This window comes from Simplicispira sp. 125 (assembly GCF_003096555.1).
In the GTDB taxonomy this organism is placed as follows: domain Bacteria; phylum Pseudomonadota; class Gammaproteobacteria; order Burkholderiales; family Burkholderiaceae_C; genus Simplicispira.
The window spans coordinates 3,358,220-3,378,316 of sequence record NZ_QEKM01000001.1; the positions used below are offsets into that span (position 1 = coordinate 3,358,220).

12 protein-coding genes and 2 pseudogenes are annotated in these 20,097 nt (G+C 66.5%); 3 read left to right on the top strand and 11 right to left on the bottom strand.

Features of this window, described 5'->3' with window-relative positions:
* The first annotated feature begins 40 nt into the window (after positions 1-40).
* Entirely contained in the window at positions 41-451 is a 411-nt protein-coding gene (locus C8D04_RS15670; protein ID WP_233521201.1) for an HAD domain-containing protein, read from the top strand.
* Positions 452-976: 525 nt separating this feature from the next.
* Here the strand turns inward: C8D04_RS15670 and C8D04_RS15675 are convergent.
* From C8D04_RS15675 to C8D04_RS15725, 11 genes and pseudogenes are all read right to left on the bottom strand, one after another.
* Positions 977-1,180 (bottom strand): annotated as a pseudogene (locus C8D04_RS15675) (IS3 family transposase); the annotation flags it as partial.
* Positions 1,141-1,275, bottom strand: a complete 135-nt coding sequence (locus tag C8D04_RS19155) for a hypothetical protein (protein WP_255415531.1) — start codon at positions 1,273-1,275, stop codon at positions 1,141-1,143. The pseudogene C8D04_RS15675 and the gene C8D04_RS19155, both read right to left, overlap by 40 nt.
* A 208-nt stretch (positions 1,276-1,483) precedes the next feature.
* Positions 1,484-1,738, bottom strand: a complete 255-nt coding sequence (locus C8D04_RS15685; RefSeq protein WP_116005690.1) for an EexN family lipoprotein — start codon at positions 1,736-1,738, stop codon at positions 1,484-1,486.
* Between the two features lie 12 nt (positions 1,739-1,750).
* A pseudogene (locus C8D04_RS15690) lies at positions 1,751-2,663 on the bottom strand (LysR substrate-binding domain-containing protein).
* 102 nt (positions 2,664-2,765) lie between these two features.
* The gene (locus C8D04_RS15695; protein ID WP_116006232.1) at positions 2,766-3,794 is read right to left on the bottom strand and encodes a DUF1566 domain-containing protein; all 1,029 of its coding nucleotides are present in this window, start codon (positions 3,792-3,794) and stop codon (positions 2,766-2,768) included.
* A 22-nt stretch (positions 3,795-3,816) separates the two neighbouring features.
* On the bottom strand, positions 3,817-6,084 hold the full coding sequence (locus C8D04_RS15700; RefSeq protein WP_116005691.1) for a DUF1566 domain-containing protein: 2,268 nt from the start codon (positions 6,082-6,084) through the stop codon (positions 3,817-3,819).
* A gap of 15 nt (positions 6,085-6,099) precedes the next feature.
* The gene (locus C8D04_RS15705) at positions 6,100-9,252 is read right to left on the bottom strand and encodes a hypothetical protein (protein WP_116005692.1); all 3,153 of its coding nucleotides are present in this window, start codon (positions 9,250-9,252) and stop codon (positions 6,100-6,102) included.
* A 71-nt stretch (positions 9,253-9,323) separates the two neighbouring features.
* Complete coding sequence (locus tag C8D04_RS15710) at positions 9,324-12,188, bottom strand: hypothetical protein (RefSeq protein ID WP_116005693.1); 2,865 nt, start codon at positions 12,186-12,188, stop codon at positions 9,324-9,326.
* Positions 12,189-12,261: 73 nt separating this feature from the next.
* Entirely contained in the window at positions 12,262-14,334 is a 2,073-nt protein-coding gene (locus C8D04_RS15715) for a hypothetical protein (protein WP_116005694.1), read from the bottom strand.
* A 21-nt stretch (positions 14,335-14,355) separates the two neighbouring features.
* A complete protein-coding gene (locus C8D04_RS15720; protein WP_116005695.1) occupies positions 14,356-15,939 on the bottom strand; it encodes a serine hydrolase in 1,584 nt (527 codons plus the stop codon).
* A 2-nt stretch (positions 15,940-15,941) separates the two neighbouring features.
* A complete protein-coding gene (locus C8D04_RS15725) occupies positions 15,942-17,273 on the bottom strand; it encodes an alpha/beta fold hydrolase (RefSeq protein WP_233521203.1) in 1,332 nt (443 codons plus the stop codon).
* A gap of 206 nt (positions 17,274-17,479) precedes the next feature.
* Between C8D04_RS15725 and C8D04_RS15730 the strand changes: the two genes are divergently transcribed.
* Both C8D04_RS15730 and C8D04_RS15735 read left to right on the top strand, forming a co-directional pair.
* Positions 17,480-18,199, top strand: a complete 720-nt coding sequence (locus tag C8D04_RS15730; protein ID WP_116005697.1) for a response regulator transcription factor — start codon at positions 17,480-17,482, stop codon at positions 18,197-18,199.
* Positions 18,196-20,082, top strand: a complete 1,887-nt coding sequence (locus C8D04_RS15735; RefSeq protein ID WP_158550322.1) for a sensor histidine kinase — start codon at positions 18,196-18,198, stop codon at positions 20,080-20,082. The genes C8D04_RS15730 and C8D04_RS15735 overlap by 4 nt, the downstream gene beginning before the upstream one ends.
* The last annotated feature ends 15 nt before the right edge of the window (positions 20,083-20,097 follow it).

Consider the following 20,097-nt stretch of genomic DNA (forward strand, 5'->3'; position numbering starts at 1 on the left):
ACACGAGCCCCTACGAAGCCGCAGGAAGCACGTTGTTCGAATGGCTTCCCATCCTGGAACAGGCCCTGGAGCCCTACCCGGCAGTGGCCCCGGTGCTCAGCAGCACCTGGTGCATCCGCCCGGGGTACAGCGCCACGTCAAACGCCTACCCACATCCTTGCGCTCCCGCTTCATAGGCGGGACATACCACAAGGGGGTACATGGCGTGGATCCCTGGAATCAATCCATGTTTCGTGGAACACCCCGGGGAGTACAAATCCAGCAGGACGCCCAGCGCAGAACGCCGCGCCACTGGATCGCGCTCGATGACGACCTCGAAGACTGGCCAGAGGCGTATCGGCACCACCTGATCGCCTGCGATGGAACGAAGGGTCTGTCCGATCCCAGTGTCCAGTGTGAGCTCGAAGAACAGCTACAACGCTGCCATTCCACCCCGTTCACCCCTGGGTGATCTCCGTATGAGACTGCCCATGCTCTCTGCCCCATCTTGCTGACGAAGCATTCGGAAAATCACACAAGGACAGATATGCCTCTGAATGAAAGAGCCGTCAAACGCCGCGGTGAACCCACTGGAACGACCGTCATAGATCGCCACTACCGATTCGCTTTGCCGAAGGAGATGGACTGGAAGGTCGGAACCCGGGTGTACTTCTCCATCATCAAGAGTGTCGCCGCCCGAGGCAAGTCAAAAGGGTTCGTCATCAGCAAGAAGCCGGGGCCAGTGTGGAAGGGGCGGCTGTTCTCTGGGCGAGTGCGGCGCAACGGCTTTGCTCCGTTGGCCAGGGGGCACAAACCAATCGGCTGGCGCCGCCCCAAAGGGCCAACAGTCCCCTGAAGGGAGCATGCCCTGCAGCAGCTCGACGTGGGCATTGGGATCAGTCAATATGGAGCCGATATGACGATGGACTGTTGATTTCCACGCAGAAGTGACCCACTAACCCCCAGGAGGGGGTGCGGATAAAAACTTGGACTGGTTTTATGCCGCAAGTCCAAGGCTCACCCGGTATTCGATCGGGCTGAGGGCCCCCAGGGAGATCTTGATCCGCTTCTCGTTGTACCAACGGATGTAGTCGTCGAGCACCTCAATGAACTGCTCAACTGTGACGCTCTTCCAGTCCCGAGGATAGAACAGTTCATTCTTCAACCGACCGAAGAAGCCCTCGCACGCTGCGTTGTCAGGGCCGCTGCCGTCCATTGCGTGGCGCTCCACACTCCGGCGATCACGATGCCGAACACCACGGCGATCTGACCGAACAGCACGTTCGTTCCCTGCATTTCCAGCTCCCTACTGACGGCACCGCGGTGTGCCGCAGGCATCAGGATCAGGGGCCGGTCTGGTACCGGTCAAAGACCGTTATCAGCACCAAGCTGCCGCAAAAAAGCAGGTTTCCAGCGGGGGCGAGTTCAACAAAAACGCCGCAAGCAAAAGCGCATTGCGGCGTGTCGGGCAAAAAATGCAGCCTGCGTTGCAGGCGGCCCACGGTTAGAACTTGGGTGATGTCTTGGGAGGGGTGTACGGCGTGCCGTTGCCCTGGAAGCGCTTGCGCGTGGCCTCGGCCACACGGTTGCACAGTGCGTCGCCCATCTTCGCGTGGTCGAGCCTGCACTGCTCGCGCAACTCCCTCAACCGCTCAGGGTTGCCCACCAACGACTCCACGGTATCCGTGGCCATGGGCTCGGTCTTTCCGCAGCCGGTAAGCACTGCAGCAATAGTCAGGAGCATCATGAATTTCCGCATTGCGTACCTCTGCTATTTCTCGTCGTTGGCGGCACTGCCCGAGGTCTGGCCAGACTGCAAGCGCTCGATGAAGCGCGCCAACGCCTGCGAAGGCTCGCTATCACGGCGCAGCAAATAGGTCGTCAACATTGGCGGCTCGCCCGCCAGTGGCCGACCTACGATGTTGGCCTCGCGGTTGGCCGCGATGTATGAGGCACCCGCGAACCCCAGTGCCAGCCCCGCCGATACCAGCGCCATCATCATGTCAGGCGAGGACGCATGCTGCACCAGTAGCGGCTCTTTCTCCTGCGTGCGCAATATCCGATCCACTTGACGGGCATAACCTTCGCACACGGCAGGGTCACCCAGCACTAAGGGGTAGCGCAACACCTCGTCCAGTGGAATGCGCTTGTGCGTCAGTGCCGGGTGGCGCGCTGGCATGGCCACCATCAACTCGTCCGCCCAGGCGGGGTCAACAATCAGTCCCTCACCCACCTCGTCGGCCATCGAGAAACCCGCGTCATAGAGTCCATCGCGCAGGCCTTGGAGTTGCTGAGGCAACGGTACCTCGAACAGCCGCACCTCAATCTCCGGGTCTTCCTCTCGGCAGCGCGCCAGCAGGGCCGACAGGCGCAAGGGCATCACTCGGTCGGACAGGGCAATGCGCAATTGCCCTTGGAAACCATTGGCCGCTGCTTTCACGCTCTCACACGCTTGTTCCAGCGTAGCCAGCACACGTGGCACATGCTCCAGAAAAAACCTTCCCGCCAGTGTCAGCCGCGTACTGCGGCTGGTGCGCACAAATAGCTGCACGCCCAGGTCTTCTTCCAACTCCTTGATGGTCCGCGACAGCGGCGACTGCTCCACGTGCAGGCGTTCTGCGGCGCGGGCAAAGTGAAGCTCCTCGGCCACCGCCAAAAAAGCAGCGCAAATGCCTAATTTCCATAGCACATCGTTCCTTCTCCTCTCCCTCCAAGCCGATCTATCCGACCGTGCGAAAGTTTTGTGAAGACCAGCGAACGGATGCGATGGCCCTGACTTGCAACAGCTAAGCCCTTTTCCCCCGCCGCATCCCCAGCATGAATAGCAGGCCCGCCAATAGCAGCACGCCCCCCTGCGAGAGCGTGGGGATGGCTGTTCCGCCCGTCGCCGCCAGTACGGCGGGGCCGCCCAGATCGACGATGCGGCCATTGGTTGCGTCCAGGTCGTCATCGCCCAAAGCGCCGTCGGTCAAGGTGAGCGTGACGGTGTCGCTGCCGATGCGGGCGCGGGGATAGGCGTACCAGCCTGCGGCTTGGCCGAGACGCGGGCCGTGTTTCCAGTATTGCGTGGCAGCGGCAGGCAGGGGCTTCGGGTAGGTGATGGTCACCGTCACTTCGCCGCCGGGCGTGCAGCCTTCGAGGATGAACTCGAACAGGTCGGTCGCCAACGTCACGTGCGCGGGCGGCGCGGGCGCGGTGGATGGTGCGATGAAGCGCGCCTGGGTGAAGCCGCAGCCCACGCCGCCACCCGCCACCGTGGCCTGCGCCGTCTGGCCCGGCTGGCTGGGCAGGGGCAGTGCGGGCGTGGCGGCGGGGCCTGCGGACTGGAACGACTGCGCCGCCGTGCCGCCTCGCACCAAACGCAGGGCCTGCGCGGCGGTCTTGGAGGCGGGGTGCGATGCGCCATCCGAGAAATCCACCGTCCACGCCTGGGCGGGCGCTGGGTGGTAACTGGTGGACGACCAGAAAACGCCGGTGCCGGGCGCATCCAAATCCACACGGGATTCCAGCTCGGTACGGTTGGGCACACGCCAGTCGGCGTGGCCTTGGTGCAGCGCGGCGTTGGCCTGGCCTGCGGTTTGCAGCGCCTGCTGCCAGGTCAGCGGCGCGGGCGTGCCGGTGCAGGCGCTGCCCGATGCCGCCTGGCCCCAGGCGCAGGCGTCCCACACCAAGCCGGTGGAGCCATCGGGGATGGTGGCGGCCCAGCCAGGGGCGGCGCACAGCAGTAGCGCTGCGGCCCAGGGTTTGAGGGTTTTTTGGCCTCTACCTCCCACCACACAAGCGCTAAAAGCTATTTTTTTGATAGCATTTTTCATTGTTTTTCAAAGATCTCAATCGTCACCGAGGTTGAAAGATCTCAATCGTCACCGAGGCGGGGGCGCTCTCGTTGCCGTCTACGTCGATGGCGGAGTAGGTGAAGGTGTCGAAGCCGGTGAAGGTGCTGCTCATGGGCACGTAGCACACTGTGCTGGCCCAGAACCCCCTGGGGCTGTTGCTATTGCCTGTGGCCCCAGGACTGTTGCCTGTGGTGCCCAGAACATCGTCGGGCACGGTGTCGCCCAAGGGCACGCTGATGCTCTTGGCCGCCATGGATCTGCTGACGTAGTCCGTCAGGAAGCCTTCATTCGGATAGGTTTTGATCTTGAAGATGGGGGCGTAGCGTCCGGGGTAGATGACGCTGACCGTCGGGTCGGTATCGATGTCCCGTGCCAGCATGGTGACGGGGATGCAAGCGGCCTTCCAAGCGTGCTTGATGTTGATCTCATTCACGTTGGGCACGGGCGAGATGAATATCTCGAAGCTGCGCGTGACGCGATCCTGCCCGCCGCCCACAGTACCGCCGTCGTCCTGCAGCGTGACCTCGACCTGCACACGCCCGGCGGACGAGGCCCAGTAGTAGCGGGGCGTGCCGTCCGAAGCCTGCTCACGCAGCGAGATGCGGTGCATCACGGTGAAGGTGAGATCCCCCGTGGCCGGGTCGATGGCAGGCGGCACGTCGAACTCCAGCGTCTTGATCCCCGGCACGGGCAACAGCCGCACGCTGGCGAACAATTGCTGCCCCGACTCGCGCGCCGCGCCGGGGCCGATGCCGGTGGCCCAGCCAGGGTAGGTGCGCGGGCCGGGCCGTTCGTCGTTGGGAATCACGATTTCCGCCGCACCCAGAGTGATGGTGGGCGCTTGGTTAGGGGGCCGCACCACTTGGCGGGCGGCGTGGGCGGTGCCCTGGTTGGCGCGCAGCGTGGCGCCGTCGGTAAAGTCTACGGCCCAGGCCTGGCTGCCTTGGGTGTCACTGCTCCAGTACGGAGCGTTCTGTGTGGTGGGGAAGGCGCTGGCGTCGATGGCCGGCTGGCTGGCGCCGTGGTGAACGATGGAGAGCAGCTCGCGCCGCGTGGGCAGGCGCCAGCCGGTGGCGATGCCGCAGCGGGCGGCGCTGGCAGCGGCGCTGGTGGCATCAACCCAACTTTGCGCAGGCTGGGTAGTAGTGCCCCAGACCAGGCCGGTAACACGGTCGGCCACGCAGTCGCTGCCCTCGGCCACGAAGTCGAATGCGGCCCTTCCCGCCTGCGCGTCGGGGCCAAAGCGGCCGTCCTGGCCGGGGTGGGCGGTGAGCGCGGCGCACGCCACGGCTCCGCCCGCGCTGTCGGTGCACAGCGTCTGGCCGGTGTCACCCAGCGCGCCCGTGGCATGGCCGAGCACGATAGCCTGACCCACCAGCACGCTGACCGTGGCCGGGGCGGAGGTGCCATTGACCGACGTCGCGGTGAACGCGAAGCTGTCCGCGCCCCAATAACCGCTGGCGGGCGTGTAGGTGGCGGTGCTGCCGCTGATGGATATGCTGCCGTGCGCGGGCGGCGTGCTGATGACGTAGGCCAGCGCGTAGGGGCCGCCGGCGTTGGCGTCTTGCGCCGTCAGCGCGATGGCCGTGGCCGTGCCGTGGGGCACGTAGCCGCTGCCCGGCCGGGCCACAGGCAACGTGGGGGCGGCCACGGTGATGCTGGCGATAGCGACGTTGGACAGGCCGAACTCGGGGTGGCGCACACGGAAGGTGAAGCGGTCCGGCCCCGAGTAGCCTGCGGCGGGCGTGTAGGAGACCGCGTTGTAGTTGCCGAACACCACGGTGCCATACAGGGGTGGAGCGACGAGCTCGAAGTACACACGCAGGTCGGTGCGGGCGTTGGGGTTCTCCCCCTTCAGGAGCAAGTCCGCCCGGGTGTTGAGGAGCACGTCATAGCCGCCGCCATACGCCACCGGCGCCACGGCCGACTGTAGGGTGATGCCGATGGTAGCGGGCGCCGAGCTGCCGTTGGCCGTGCTGGCGGTAAAGCTGAAACTGTCATCGCCCACGTAGCCCAAATCAGGCGTGTAGCGCACCCTGCCACCGCTGAGAACGGGGCCAAGGCTGCCGTGTGCCGGCGGCGTTGTGATGGCGTAACCGATGGCGTAGGGCCCGCCGGGAGTGGCGTCGGTGGCCAAAAGGGTGAAGTCCGTGGGCGCGTTGTAGGGCCGCACGACGACCTGCCCCTGGGCGGTGACCTGGGCTTGTGCGGCCCCGGCCATACTGAACAGGGCCAGGAACCAGAGCAGAAATGGGGTTGTAAAGCGCATTATTTGCTCCTGTTTTTATAGCCTCTTGCGCTTGATGGACATGCGAGAGCTACCAAAAACACCCAAAGCCAGCGCCAGCAGCGTCACGCCCCATCCCGATAGAGTGGGCACAGGCGTTGGCACTGGTGCAGCGCGGGTGAAATGTGCGCCCACGGCCTGAGCTGCCTGCACGCTGGTCAGGCCGCAGGCCATGCCCGTGCAGGCGCCACTCCAGCCGGCAAAGCGGTAACCCGCATCTGGCGTAGCGGTGCAGGTGGCGTTGGCGCCGTGCGGTACTGGATTGGGTGTGCAACTGGCGCTGCCGCCCGTGCTGGGCGTGACGGTGATGGCGTAGCTATTCAGCGCGAACTGCGCGGTGACGGTGCAGGCGCCGGTGATGTTGCCAGTGATGTAGCTGTTAGCCCCTGCCCCCGTGGCCGTGCCACCGCAGCCGCTGATGGACTGCGTGTTGTAGCCAGCATTAGGCACGGCGGTGCAGTCAGCGGGTGCGCCGAGGGGCGCAGGGTTGGGCGTACAGGTGAGAGCGCCGCCCGTGCCTGCGTCGGTGGTGATGTTTGCTGTGACGGGCGCCAGCGGTGTGATGGTGAGCGTGCCCGCCACGCGCGCAATGTCGTAGCCATGCTGGGCGGAGTAGATGCCCATGACGCGCGCCGCGTGCGTGCCGGGTGCGCTGTCATCGGCCACCACGCTGGCGGTGCCCAGCAGGCGGGCATCCGGCGCGGCGGGGCTGTAGGTGACGCCCAGTCCTGTGGCGGTGGTGCCGTCGAAAGGCTTACTACCGCTGGTGGCTGTGGCAGTAAGCGGGGCAGTGAAGAAGTGGCGCAGCAGCGGGGTGGTATGGCCCTCGTAGATGCGCCAGACGGCGCTGGTGCCACCCGCGTCATCCATGGCCCAGCCTGCGGCGGTGAAGGTGGCGAGCTGCTGCATCTGCGCCGTGGTGCGGCCCACCGCGCCCGCGCCTCCCGCGCTGGTGCCCTGGCCGGTGGTTTGCGTGTCCCAGAAGCTGCTGACCACGCTGGCGCCCGTGTTCACATCGCCCACCAGGCCGCGCAGAAAGCTGGGGCCGGAGACGGCGCCGGTGGCGTAGCTGCGGGCGACGACGGCGTTGTTCATCAGGCTGCCCGCCAGGCCGCCGGTATGGAAAAAGCCCGCCACGCTGCCGCTGGCGTAGCTGTCGGCGATGAGGGCGTTGGCGGCGCTGCCGACCAGGCCGCCGGTGGCATTGCCCCCGGTGCTGTTGCTCACGGCGGCGTGGGCGTAGCTCTCGACCACGCTGCCGCCCAGCAGCACGCCGGCCAGCCCGCCCACGCCGCTGCCGCCCACCACGGTGCCGCCGCCCACATAGGCGTGGGTGATGGTGGCGCTGCCCAGGCCCAGCAGCGCGCCCACGCTGGTGCCGCCTTCCACGCTGCTGCCCAGCAGGCCCACGTTGCTCAGCGCCGCGCCGCTGGTCTGGCTGAACAGGCCCACGTTCAGCGCGCCGGGTCGGGCGATGGCGAGCTGGCTGATCATGCGGCCCAGCCCGTCAAAGCTGCCGCTGAAGGCCGTGCCCTTGCCCACGGGCATGAAGCTGCTGCCCTGCCACACGTCGTTGGCGGCCCCGGCGGTGGGGGCGGCGTCCACGTCGTGCGCCAGGGTGTAGGCGGCGTCAGGCTTCAGGGCCATCAACTGGAGCTGGTGCGCGCTGCCCACGCTGGCGGCCCATTCGCTGGACCGCAGGGGCAGCACGGTGCCGCTGGCGTTGTTCAGGCCGCCGTCGCTGCCCAGCAGCACCCAGCCTGAATCCGTGCCCGCGCCCGGCGTGGTGGTGAAGGTGAACAGCGGCGGGTAGTTGGCGGCGTTGCGCATCTGGGCCAGCGTCAGCGGCGTGGCGGCAACCACGCTGGTGCTGTTGCCGGTGTTTTCGCCGATGCCGGTGGCGCCCGCGCTGTCGCTGTTCCACGTCACGTTGCCCACGTTGCCCAATTGGGTGCGCCCGGCGATGGCACCCAGGCCCAGGGGCGTGGCCTTGTTGGAGGCCAGCGTGCCCGCGAAGTAGCTGTCGTGGATCTCGGGCCGCTGGCCCGTGTGGCCCAGCAGGCCGCCCGCGAAGTCGCTGCCGCTGACAGCGCCCAGCGCGTAGCTGCGCACGATGGTGGGGCCGCGCGAGACGCTGCCGCCCACCAGCCCGCCCGCAATGCCGCCCAGGGACGGCGCGCCCGTGCCCGCGCCCATCTGCGTGGCGGTGACGGAGGCCTTGCTCCACACGCCGTCCAGCATCAGATCGACGAAGCTGTCGCCCGCCACGCCGCCCACGGCGTTCGCGCCCGTCACGCTGCCGGTGGTATGGACGTTGCGCACCGTCATGGTGTTGGTGCCGCCCGCGAGGATGCCCACGCTCACGCCCCCCGCCACGCTGGCGCGGGTGAGGCCCACGTTCACCAGCGCGCCATCGCGTGAGTTGCCGAACAGGCCCACGTAGTTGTTGCTGGGCCGGTCGATGGTGAGCCGGTCGATCACATGGCCCAGCCCGTCGAAGCGGCCCGTGAAGCCGTCGATGCGGGTGGTGCTGGGCGCAATCGGCCCAAAGCCGCCTGCCCAGCCCGCCGTGGCGCTGGCATCGATGTCCGCGCCCAATGCGTAGTTGCGCGCCCAGTCGCCGTTCATGCCCTGCAAGTCCGCGCCCGTGGTGCTGCCCTCGGCGCCCAGCGTGGTCAGGATGGTGTAGCTGCGCACCGCGCCGTCGCTGCCCAGCCGCGTCTGGTAACTGCCGGTGGCGGCCAGGTTGACGGGCGCGCTGACCAGGTAGTCCGCCGTGTTGCCCGCCGCCACCGCGCCCTGCCCGTAGTGCAGCGCCAGCCCGGCGGCGCCCGTGGCGTCGAGCTGCGCCTGCACGGCCAGGCTGCCGCCCGCCGCCAGCGTGAGCACGTTGGCGGCCCAGGCGATGGGCGCGCGCACGGCCAGAGCGTCGCCTCCGGTGGACTGCACCGTGACCGCGCCGCCGGCCAGGCGCGTTTGTACCTCGCCCGCGTTCACGGTGGCGCCCGGCGCCGTGGGGGTGAAGGTGTTGCCTGCCCATGCACCGCCGCTGGTGGGGGCGGTGGTCACCGTCACATCGAAGGCATGGGTATGGGCGCAGGCCAAGAGTGCGGTCAGCGCGGCCAGGGTGGCAAGGCGGGGGATGTGCATGCGCGGGTCACTCTCATTTTGATAGCTGCTTGCGCTTGTCCACAAAGCGCAAGCAGCCAAAAGGCACTTGCCTACTTTTGCAGCACGGCCAGCTTGTTGACAAGATCGAGGCTGGTGGTCGTGACCACATCCAGGGGCGCGCGCTCGGGGGCGTAGTTGAACGACTCCTTCAGCCTCTCGCCGGTCGTGGTGGCGTTCAGGGGCAACAGCATCAAGAGGGTATATGAGCCGTTTTGGCCGACCAACTGGCCGTCGCTCAGGCGCCGCCACGTGTGGTTGCTAGGCAACCTGAAGGCGTTGTAGGTGGCGTCGGACATGTTGCTGTTGTCGTACTCATCTTTGGTGAAATCGAGCACCGCCGCCGAGTGCGCGGCGGAATAGAGGGTTGCTGGGACTTGATCGCTGTAGATATCGGAAGGCAGTCTGAGCACGGGCGCGTTGTACTTTTGCAGGCGCGCGGGGTCGTTGCTGGCTTCGGGGAAGTGCACCGAGGAATCCCACGACATGTGCGGCAGAAAGTCGTTGTTGGCGTTCGTCATGACGGTGCGCATGTCCTTGCTGCCCAGCGGCTGGTAGTCCTGCCATTTGGGCACCAGGCTCGGGATGACGGGCGTGTCCCCGTCGAAGGGCCGCGTCACCCACCGGGGGCCGTAGATGGCCTGGTAGGCGCCGAAGTGCTGCACGAACACCAGCGACGGCGCCTTGCTCAGGTTGAAGACATAGACCGGGTACCAGGGCGTTTGCGGGGCCTTCATGCCATTGCGGTAGAGCATGAGCGGGTCGGCGTTGGGGTTGGTGAAGTCGATGGCCACCACGCCCTCCTTGCCCCGGTGCCCGCCGCGCTCTTGCGACAGCGCGGTCCAGGTGACCAGCTCCATGCCGTTGTTGCCGTTGTTCTCGTTCTTCCAGCGCATGGGGATGTAGCCGCCGGGCGCGACAGTCCACGCCTTGCCCCTGGCGGGGTCGAGCAGGGTGCCCACCACGTAGTCGTAGTAGTCGATGTCCTGCAGGCTCTGGTACAGCTCGCTTTGCGCCTTGGCGGCGGCGGTGCCGAGCATGGCTTTCTTGTAGCCCACCAGCACGGCGGGGCTCAGGTCGGTGCCCTGGCTCAGGGCCAGGGCCACCAGGTCGTAGGCGCGGGTGGACGCCTTCTGGAAGAACTGGTGGTAGCGCTCGCTCATCTGGGGCGTGACGTTGCTGACCGAGAGGGTGGCGAGGAAGGCCAGGTAGGCGTCGAGCCGCCCGAGCTTTTCGCTCACCAGCATGATTTCCATGAGGTTGGGGTAGCTGCCGATGGTTTTGTCCAGGCCGGGGATGTCCAGGTTGGGGCGCAGCTGGGGGATGACGGCGTCGTAGGGCAGCGTCTCGAAGCCGCTGACGTACATCTTGTCGAAGCGCACCAGGTTGCCGTCGCCCGCGCCGGCCTGCGGCGGTGCCTGGGGGGCCTTGGCGCGTTCCTTCAGCGCGTCCAGCTCGGCGATGAGCTGCTGGTAGGCGTCGGCCTCGCCCGCCTTGAGCAGCATCTTGTCGTCGTTGACGACCAGGGGCTGCTCATCGACCTTTTTCTTCGTGCGCGCCAGTTCCGCCGCGTCCTTGGCGGCTTTCTTGTCCTCCTGGTACTTCTTCCATTGGCCGTAGGAGGTGAAGGCGCTGTCTGGCGGTTCTGTTTCGTCCTTGTGGGGGCCTACCGGGTCGGGCAGCTTCACGCCGGGGTCTTTGGGCAGGCTGCCCATGGGCGGCACCAGGGAGCTGCCCTGGTCCTTGAGCATGGCCTGGATGCTGCTGACCCAGGCCGTGGTGTCGGCCACGCCGGCGGGCTTGGCCTCGGCCGAGACGGCCACGTTTTGCATGGCCTTGGCCCAGCCGCTCTGCTTGTAGAACTGCAAGGTGGCTGACCCGCCCGCGCCGCCGGCCGGCGTCTGGTATTTGCCCGAGAGGGATGCGCCGTTTTGCGCTTCGGCGTTGCCGTCGGATGTGCCGAACGTGAGCTGGCCGTTGCCGACGGCCTGGTTCATCGAGGTGGTCTGGGAGACGAACGAGTCGCCGTTGAAGGTGTAGAAGTCGGCGATGGCGCTTTCGATCTTGCCGCGCAGCTCGGTCATCTGGCGCACCAACTGGGTCTGGATGGCGGCGTCGGCGCACAGGGCGTACTGCGCCCGCAGGTCGGCAAAGACGCTTTCCATGCGCGAGAGGATCTGGATGTTGGCGTAGGGCTCGGTGTCGGACAGCTTGTAGCGGCTGACGGTGACGCTGGTGGTGTAGGGCTTGCCGCCGCAGGCGTTGGCGGGGGCGCTTTCGGTGGTGTTGACGTAGCCGCGCAGCAGCTCGTCGGTCAGCTTGGTGCCGATGAGGTAGCCGGTGAAGTTCTCGCTGCCGCTGAAGCCGCTGCTGAGGATCGAGACGAGGTTGTTGGTGTTGGCCGACACCAGCTGCACGTTGACGGTGCCGTCGGACTCGGTTTTGCGCCGGGCTTCGGCATGGTGGAAGGCGGCGGCGGCCTTCCAGTGGCCGAGGGAGCCGGAGAGCGACGTGTCTAAGGTGAACTGGCTGCTTTCCGTGCTGGCCTTCCGGTTGCTGGTGATGTGCAGCGCGGTGACCTGCTGTGAGCGGGTGGTGTCCACGTTCAGCCAGTTGCCTTCCCTGAGCCGCCCCAGGTCGAAGATGGGGCGCAGGTTGTAGGTGGAGGCGGCCGTGTTGATGCTGGAGCCGACGGAGAGCGACTTGATGGTCTCGGGCGTGATGTCGGTGCCCCGGCCTGCGGCGAGCAGGAAGCGCTCGAAGTCTTCCTCGTCCATGTCGGCGTGCTCGGCCAGCGCGGGGTAGCGCGAGGCATGGGTGGGCGGCGCGTCGTCCGAGCCGCCGCCGCAACTGGCGAGCAGCAGCAGGCAGGCCAGCGCGGTGGGCAGCAGGGCGGGGAGCGTCTTGGTGTTGTGCATTGGAATGCTCTTTTTTCAATAGCTTCCAGCGCTTGAATGGCAAGCGCTGGAGCTGTTTTTGCCTAAATCTTCCTCAGGGCAGGTACTGCACCGGCACAGGGAAGCTCAGGTGGTTCTTGATGGCCGCCTCGTCGTTCTCGCGGCTCTGGTTGGGGTTGGCGCCGACGCACCAGGTGTCGGACTTGGGGTGCTTGTCGCCCCGAGGGGTCATGACGCTGCACGCGCTGCTGTCAACGATGCTGGCCCGATTGGGTGGGCAGTTGGCCAGCGCGCCGGTGCAGGCGGCGAACTTCTCCTTGACGAGCAAGGTATAGACGTTGTCCTGCGCGTCGGTGAAGCGCACCTTCATGGGGTACGAGGGCAGGGTGCCCACGCGGAAGCCCACGATGCGGTTGGCGTCGGGCATGAGCACGTCTTGCTTGACGTTGTTGCAGTCCGGGTCGCTGGCGTTTTGGCCCAGCGAGCAGGCCCCGTACTTCTTGAGCAGCGGCTTGTTCTCGGGCACGCGGTCGGCGGGGTTGCCCAGCAGCACGTCGAAGCCGTCGTGGTAGTTGAAGGCGCTGCCGTTCTCCAGCCCCTGCACGCCGCCCACGGTGAACACCAGGCCGTTGCCCAGCTCGCTCATGAAGCCCACGGCGTCATCCACCGAGAAGCCGTAGGCGCTCATGCCCAGGTCGTCGTGGATCAGCTTGACGTAGGGGTTGAAGGCGAGCTTGGGGTTGGCCTGGACGGCGGCCTGGCCGTAGTTGTATTGCAGGTCCTGGATGTACATGGCCTGCACGTAGGCGTGGTCGCGGCCGTGGGCCGTGGTGGCCCCCAGCTTGTTGTCGCCCGCGCCGCAGCCTTCGTTGTAGGGCACCCAGCCGTAGATGTGCTTGATGGCCTCCCAGTACTTGAACTCGGCGACGTGCGGCGGAATCTTGCCCGAGCCCTTGGGCTCGCCCGCGCATTGCTTGGCGTCGTACATCGCCAAATACTTCTTGTGGTTCTCGGCGAAGAAGTCCTTGACGAGGGCCAGCTTGTCGCGCATCTCCTGCGGGGCGGGGCAGTCTTGCGGGTACTTCTTGCTGGTGTATTGGGAAATGTCCTCGCTGCCCCAATCGACGCAGGCACCCCACAAATCCTGGATGTTCTGCACCGACTGGCCCCATTGCAGGCTGCGCTGCTCCTCGGGCGTGCATTGCTTGTCGAGGCACTTCTTCACCGTGAGCACGGGCGGGTTCTGGCCGTCCGGCGGCTGCACGGGCACGTCGGGGTCTTGAATCAGATAGCCGCCGCGCTGGGCAAAGATGTTGTAGCCGCCGGGCAGGCGCACTTCGCTCATGTTGTAAACGGGCCAGCCTTCGCCCAGGCCGTCCAGGAAGCTGTGCAGCGCCTTGCGGAAATCGGCGGGCTTTTGCACCGAGCCGCTGTAGCCGATGTAGGGGTTGTCCTTGGGGCCGATCGCCACGGGCATATAGACGTGATCGACGTAGGAGATGTTGTAGCCCACGTTGGCGGGCTTGAGCAGCCGCGCGGCCTGCCCTGCGGGGATGTCGGAATCGCCGAAGGTGTATTCGGACAGTTGCGCGAAGGCGTCCTCAGGGAACTGCACCGCGCTGGCGTACGTGGTCAGCGCGCAGGCCGTGCCCTGCGCCTGGCAGGTCACCTCAGCGGGGGTGGCTATGGATTTGTCCTCATCGTTGCGCAGGCGCTTGTTGCGGTCGGCCAGCAGCATGCGGCCGCCGTTCCACCAGGTGATGTACTGCCGGGGGCCGAGTTCGCTGTAGAGCGGCAGGGTGATGGTGACTTCGGAGCCGGGCGGAATGCCCTGGCCGTCGTTGACGTAGAGCTTGTAAACCACGTCGGTGGGCAGCGCCTCGGTGGTGCGCAGGCAGCCCTGCACCCACAGGTTCTCCGCATTGGTGCTGGTGGAGAGCACGGGGTAGATCTGCTCATCGGCGTTGTTGCGGATGGTGATGGTCTTGGGCGCGATCGTCACGTCCTGCATGTCGTAGTCCTTGCAGACGACGGAGCCTTTGGGCGCGCCCGCGCCCGGCGGGGGCGCGGTTTCGCCGCCGGGGCTGGAGCCGCCGCTGCCGCCGCAGCCCGCCAGGGCAAGCGCCGCCAGCAGGGCGATGTGGGAAGGTGATGGGGTGTTGTGCATTTCAGAGACTCCTCGTAGGTGTTATTGGCCATCGGGCACGCGCTCGAAAAGCCCGTGCGTCAGGTCTTCGGCGTAGAACTCGACCTGCATCCGCCCTGGGTCGCCTAGGCTGAACTGCACGGCTGAGACAGAGCCCGGCGGGGCGTTTTCGCCCTCCAGGTCGAAGGCGAACAGGTCGCCGTCGTGGTGGCGCAGGCGGTAGCGCGCCTGGGCGGGGCCGAGGACGAGGTCCAGCGCCGTGCCATCCGCGCCGAGAACCACCTGGGCATCGCCGTAATAGGCGTTGGCATAGCGCCCGGCATAGTGGGCCAGGGGCTGGGCTGGCGCGGGCGCTGCGGGTGCGGGCTGACCGGCCAGGCGGCCCAGCGGCCGGTACATCTCCTGCATCCTGGCTTGCATGGTGGCCAGCCAATCGGTGCTGGGCGCGCCGTCGGCCACGTCGCCCCAGGCCCGCTCGCCAAAGGCCAGCGCAATGGCCTCGGCCAGGCCGCGCGGCTGCGCGTTGGTGAGCACGGTGATGCCCAGCCCGGCCTGCGGCCACAGGATGAAGGCGGTGTGCGCGCCGAGCAGAAACGCGCCGGAGTGCGAGACGCTGGCGTGGCCGTGCGGGTCCGGCCCCACGTTGAAGCCGTAGCCGTAGGCGCCGCCGGGGCGCGCCGTCATGGCGGCTTGCAGCGCGGCGGGGTGGATGAGCTGCCGGCCCTGGTATTGGCCTTGCGCCAGCACCAGCGCCATCCAGCGCGCCATGTCGGCGGCGCTGGCGCTGGCACCGCCGGCGGGCGACTGCGCATCGGGCTGGCGCGGGGGCTGCTGCACGGTGTAGCGGGCGGGCTGCGCGCCGTAGCTGTCGTAGCCCAGGCCCGCCTGCACGTGGCCCCAGGCCCGGTTGGGCCGGGCGGCAAAGTCGGCGTAGCGCGAGCTGGCGTGGGCCATGCCCAGGGGCTGGTACAGGGCCTGGGCGGAGAGCGTGGCCCAGTCGGTGCCGCGCGCCTGGGCCAGCGCCTCTGCGGCGGCCGTCAGGCCGAAGTTGGTGTAGGCGTAGCTGCCGTAGGGGTTCAGGGCGGCGTGGCGCAGGCGCTGCAGGATGTCGCCGCGCGTGTAGCCCAGGTCTTCGAGATGGTCGCCCGCGTGGTCGGGCAGGCCGCTGCGGTGGGCGAACAGGTCGCCCAGGCTCAGGCGGGCGTTGTCCCGCGCTTCGGGGTAGGCCAGCGCGAAGCCGGGCAGCAGGCGCTGGATGGGGGTGTCCCAATCCACGCCAGGGCGCACTTGCTGGGACATTTGCGTGGCCATCACCGTGGCGGCGAGGGACTTGGATACCGAGGCGAGCTGGAATACCGTGTCCGCATCCACGGCCTCGCTGCCGTCCACCCGGCGCAGGCCAAAGCCCTTGGCGTACACCGTTCGGTCGCCATGCACCACTGAAACGGCCACGCCGGGCACACCAGTGCGCTCCATCCATTGCGGCACCAAGGTATCGAGCCGGGTGGCGGCCTCGCGCACCGTGCTGGTGTTGGGCACGTCGGCGCCGTTGCTGCCGCCGCAGGCCGCGATGGAAGCCGCCAGCAGCACGGCGGCAGCAAAACGGGAAAGGCGAAGTACCCGCATGGTCAGCCGCCGAACAACTCGTCCAGCCAGTCCATGGATACGGCAGCGGAATAGGCCAGGTTGCCGGTCTGGCAGTGGCCTTCGGCTCCCTCTTCGGCGGTAAAAACGTGGCGCGCGACGGGGCCGCCGACGGCACACAGGAAGTGCTCGCACTGGGCCAGAGGCTCTGCCCCCTCGCCGGTTCCGAGCAATGCCAGCGAGGGGCAGCGGATGTTGCACAGGCTGGCATCCTGAATCCGGAAGTCGCGCAGGCGCTGGTAGGCCTGGCGGAAACTGGTCTGGCCCAGGCGCACGATCAGGTTGCGCATCATCTCGCGCGTCTGCGGGGGAATGGCGCTGTCAGGGATGCGGTCGATATCTTCCAGCCGCACGTCCTCGGAATCGGGCAGTAGGGCCGGATCGAACCCCACGAACGAGGCCATGTAGGCGTGCAGATCGACGATGGGCGAGTTGGCGATGAGGGCGCGCACGCGCGGCTCGTGCGCGGCGATGCGGGTGGCGAAGTAGCCGCCGAAGCTGATGCCCATCAGCGCCACGCGGCGCGGGTCGGTCTCGCGGCGCGCCAGCACGTAGTCCAGCGCCAGGCGGCCCACGTGCTCGTATTCGGGGATGAAGGCCAGGCCGGGGTTAAAGCGCAGCGTGTCCATCTGCCCCGGGCCGGTGAACAGCAGCAGGTGGTAGCCGCGCTCCAGCGCCGCCAAGCCGTAGGACAGCCAGGTTTCCTCCAGCGTGCCGTCGTAGCCGCTGATGAGCAGCAGCGTCTTGCCGAGGCGCCCGGGCCGCTGGCCCTGCGGGCGGGGCGCGCGCACGTAGTACGCGGGCAGTTGCGCGCCGCCGAAGGGCAGAAAAACCTCCTCCACGTCCTGCCCGCGCACGGCGGCCAGGAAGCATTCACGGCTCTTGCGGCCCAGGCGCGTGTGCTCGGGCTCCAGCACACCGCAGTAGTACTCGGCGGCGCGGTAGCTGTTGCAGGCCACCAGGTATTGCCCGCGCGCGCTGATGGCATGGCCCCGCAGGGCGCGGGCCTGGGCGTCGGCCTCCTGGCGCTGGGCGGCTGCGCTGAACTCCGCCACCCAACTGGCCGGCACGCCGTCTTGTATGCGCCGCGCCAGCGCCAGGCATTCGCCCACCGCCGCGCCGCCGTAGCGCGCCGTGCCCAACTGACGCATCAACTGGAAGTCCATCTCGGCGTTGGCAAAGCCCGCCACGCGGGTGCTGCCGCGCTCCATCTTGTCGCCGGTCCGGGATTGCGCCCCCACCGGCAACGCCAGGCAGGCGGTGGCAGCGGCCATGAAGTGACGACGGCGCGGCAAGTGCAAAGACAGATCCTTCATGGCGTACTCCCAACTAGACGGTTGCTGGCGGTGCTTGGTCGGCCTCCTCGCCATGCAATTGCCATGTTGTGAAAAATTTTAATATTTCCCGTCAATCCATGGGTCGCCTCTTTTCTGTCAAATGCTGTCAAAACCTACCAATCAACAGTAATCGGTTGGTATATTTCTAAAAATCAATTTATTCGGTGCGAATAACACTTTGTCAAATGCGCCTCCCTAGTCACGTAGCTGTTGTTGAAGACCATGCCGGATTACTGGCGGATCTCGTGGAGTTCCTGGAACTGCGCGGCTTTTTGGTGCGCGGCTTCGACAATGCAGAGTGTTTTTTCTCTGTCTGGCCGACAGTGCATTTCGATTTGCTGTTACTGGACGTGGCATTGCCGGGTGCCAGCGGATTGGAAATTGCGCAACGGGTTCGGTCCCATGACGCGAACAACGCGACAGGCGTCGTCATGCTGACGGCGCTGGATGCCAATGACGATCAGGTGCTCGGCTTCAATGCGGGCGCCGACGTCTATCTTTCCAAGCGCAGTTCCCTGGATGTCATTGAAGCGGCCTGTCATGGCGTGCTGCGCCGTCTAGGGCGGCATGAGGCAAACCGCCCAGCCATCCCCGCCGAGCAGCTCTGGCGTCTTCACCCCAAAGACTGGCGGCTGAATACGCCCAATGGCATGGCGCTCGATCTGACCCATGCCGAGGTGCGATTGCTGTGCGCGCTGTGCAAAACGCCTGGCAAGGCCGTGACCCGAGAGGCTTTGCTGGTGCACCTGGACAAGCAGGAAACACCCTTCACCCTGCGCAACCTGGACAACACCGCCAGCCGCCTGCGGCGCAAGGTGCAAGCGGCTTCTGGGCTGGAACTGCCCCTGCGGCCCAGCTATGGAAAGGGCTACACCTTTGCCGCGCATTGCGAGCTGGCATCGTGAAGCGCGGCTGGCCCGGTTTACGGCTCCTGCTGTGCTGGCTGCCGCTGTGGTTGGCGATAACGGCGAGCGCCCACGCGGCCCCGGTTTCGCTGGAGGGGCGGCTGGAGCACTTCGCGGATGCGAGCGGGGCTCTGCCTTTTGAGGCGGTTTCGCAAGCGGATTTCGTCCGCTCGCACTTCGTGCGCCTGCCCGAGTTCCGCAGCCTCGGCTATGGCACGGACTCGCATTGGTTCCACGTCGAATTGGGGCCAGAAGACAGTGACCCCTCGCATCGCGTGCTCACCATCGGCTCGCCGGAGCTGGAAGCATTGGATGTCTGGGTGCAGCGCCAGGACGGCAGCTTCGAAGCACATGCGCTGGGCTATCACCGCACCTACGAAGGCCGCCCTCTGACGCGCTTGTCCGTGCTGCCGCTAGACACCTTCCCCGGCATGCACATCTATTTCCGCGTGCGCACCACCAATGCCATCAGCGTGTATGCCGAACTACTCCCCGCGGAGGCATTCACCAGCGGCGAGACCCGTGCCAACTTTTTCCACGGCCTGTACTTTGGCATCCTGCTCATTGCAGTGGCGCTGTATGCCATTCTCGGGGCGCGATTGCGCGACGCGGTGATGGCCGCCTATGCGGGCTACGTGGCATCGCAACTGCTATTCCACCTGGGTGCGACGGGCTATCTGCCCGTGCTGCTCGCGGGCCGGTCGGCCTGGCTCATGGACGCGCTGCCCCGCATCGGCTGGCTGGGCGCGGCTGCGTTCATCGTGCTGATGTGGGATCGGCTGATCCAGCTAAAAGCCACCCATCCGCGCATCCACCGCCTGTACCTGTTCACGGTCGCCTTGAACCTGGTCTTGCTTTTCTTCGCGCTGCAGCCGTCGCTGGTGACGAGCACGGTGCTGCTGGTCGTGAAGTCGGCGAATTACCTCAATGTACTGAACTTCGTGATCGCCATGGGCCTGCTGGTGCAATCCTGGCGACGCGACCGCCGTGCCGAGTGGATGATCTACCTGATCGCGTTCGTCATCCCCGCGCTCGGCGCACTGGTCAACACGATGACCAACCAAGGCCTGCTGCCCTGGAATGCCGAGACGGCCCACTTCTACCAGATCGCCGCGCTGGTGCATGTCCTGGTCATGAGCTATGGGCTGGCGATGCGCCTGCGCCAGTTGCAGCAGGACAAAGCCGCGGCGGAGCAGGAGATCGCTATCGTCACCCAGCGGGCCCAACAGCAGCGGCACTTCGTCGCCATGCTCTCCCATGAATTCGGCAACCCGCTGGCGGCGATTGACCGCGCCGCGCAGATGTTGCAGCTCAACTCGCCGCACATGCCGCCGAAGGACGCGCAGAGGTTGACGCTGATTCGCGGCAACGCGGCGACGCTGTCCGGCTTCGTCGAACGTTTTCTCATGACCGAGGCCCTGGACAATGGCGCCCTGTCGCTGTCGCGCACGCCATGCCGCATTCGCCAGATGCTGGAGGACACCATTCGCCAGCAGCCTGCAGACCTTCGTTCGCGCATTCGTCTGCAGGAATTTTCTGAAGGCACGTTCGAGGTGGACAGCACCTTGATCGGCGTTGCGATCGGTAATTTGCTCACCAACGCCTTGCGTTATTCGCCTCCCGACAGTCCGGTCGAAATCGCTGCCATCCGGGACGACACTGGGTTGCGCATTCGCGTTGCCGATCATGGCCCTGGCCTGGATGCCGACGAACTGGACAAGCTGGGGGCGCCATACTTCCGTGGCGCTGCGGCGTTGGGCAAGAAGGGCAGCGGGCTGGGCTATCACTTCACCCGGCGCATCGTGGAGGCCCACGGAGGCACACTGACGGCCCGATCCGGCACGGATGCAGGGTTGAAAGTGGAGATTTTTCTGCCTCGTTGAATCCTTATTTCTCCT

What these genes read in the sequence shown, in the direction of transcription:
- C8D04_RS19155 (WP_255415531.1), bottom strand. Translation starts at nt 1,275, where the DNA reads ATGCAGGGAACGAACGTGCTGTTCGGTCAGATCGCCGTGGTGTTCGGC.
- C8D04_RS15685 (WP_116005690.1), bottom strand. Translation starts at nt 1,738, where the DNA reads ATGCGGAAATTCATGATGCTCCTGACTATTGCTGCAGTGCTTACCGGC.
- C8D04_RS15700 (WP_116005691.1), bottom strand. Translation starts at nt 6,084, where the DNA reads ATGCGCTTTACAACCCCATTTCTGCTCTGGTTCCTGGCCCTGTTCAGT.
- C8D04_RS15710 (WP_116005693.1), bottom strand. Translation starts at nt 12,188, where the DNA reads ATGCACAACACCAAGACGCTCCCCGCCCTGCTGCCCACCGCGCTGGCC.
- C8D04_RS15730 (WP_116005697.1), top strand. Translation starts at nt 17,480, where the DNA reads ATGCGCCTCCCTAGTCACGTAGCTGTTGTTGAAGACCATGCCGGATTA.
- C8D04_RS15695 (WP_116006232.1), bottom strand. Translation starts at nt 3,794, where the DNA reads ATGAAAAATGCTATCAAAAAAATAGCTTTTAGCGCTTGTGTGGTGGGA.
- C8D04_RS15720 (WP_116005695.1), bottom strand. Translation starts at nt 15,939, where the DNA reads ATGCGGGTACTTCGCCTTTCCCGTTTTGCTGCCGCCGTGCTGCTGGCG.
- C8D04_RS15670 (WP_233521201.1), top strand. Translation starts at nt 41, where the DNA reads ATGGCTTCCCATCCTGGAACAGGCCCTGGAGCCCTACCCGGCAGTGGC.
- C8D04_RS15725 (WP_233521203.1), bottom strand. Translation starts at nt 17,273, where the DNA reads ATGAAGGATCTGTCTTTGCACTTGCCGCGCCGTCGTCACTTCATGGCC.
- C8D04_RS15705 (WP_116005692.1), bottom strand. Translation starts at nt 9,252, where the DNA reads ATGCACATCCCCCGCCTTGCCACCCTGGCCGCGCTGACCGCACTCTTG.
- C8D04_RS15715 (WP_116005694.1), bottom strand. Translation starts at nt 14,334, where the DNA reads ATGCACAACACCCCATCACCTTCCCACATCGCCCTGCTGGCGGCGCTT.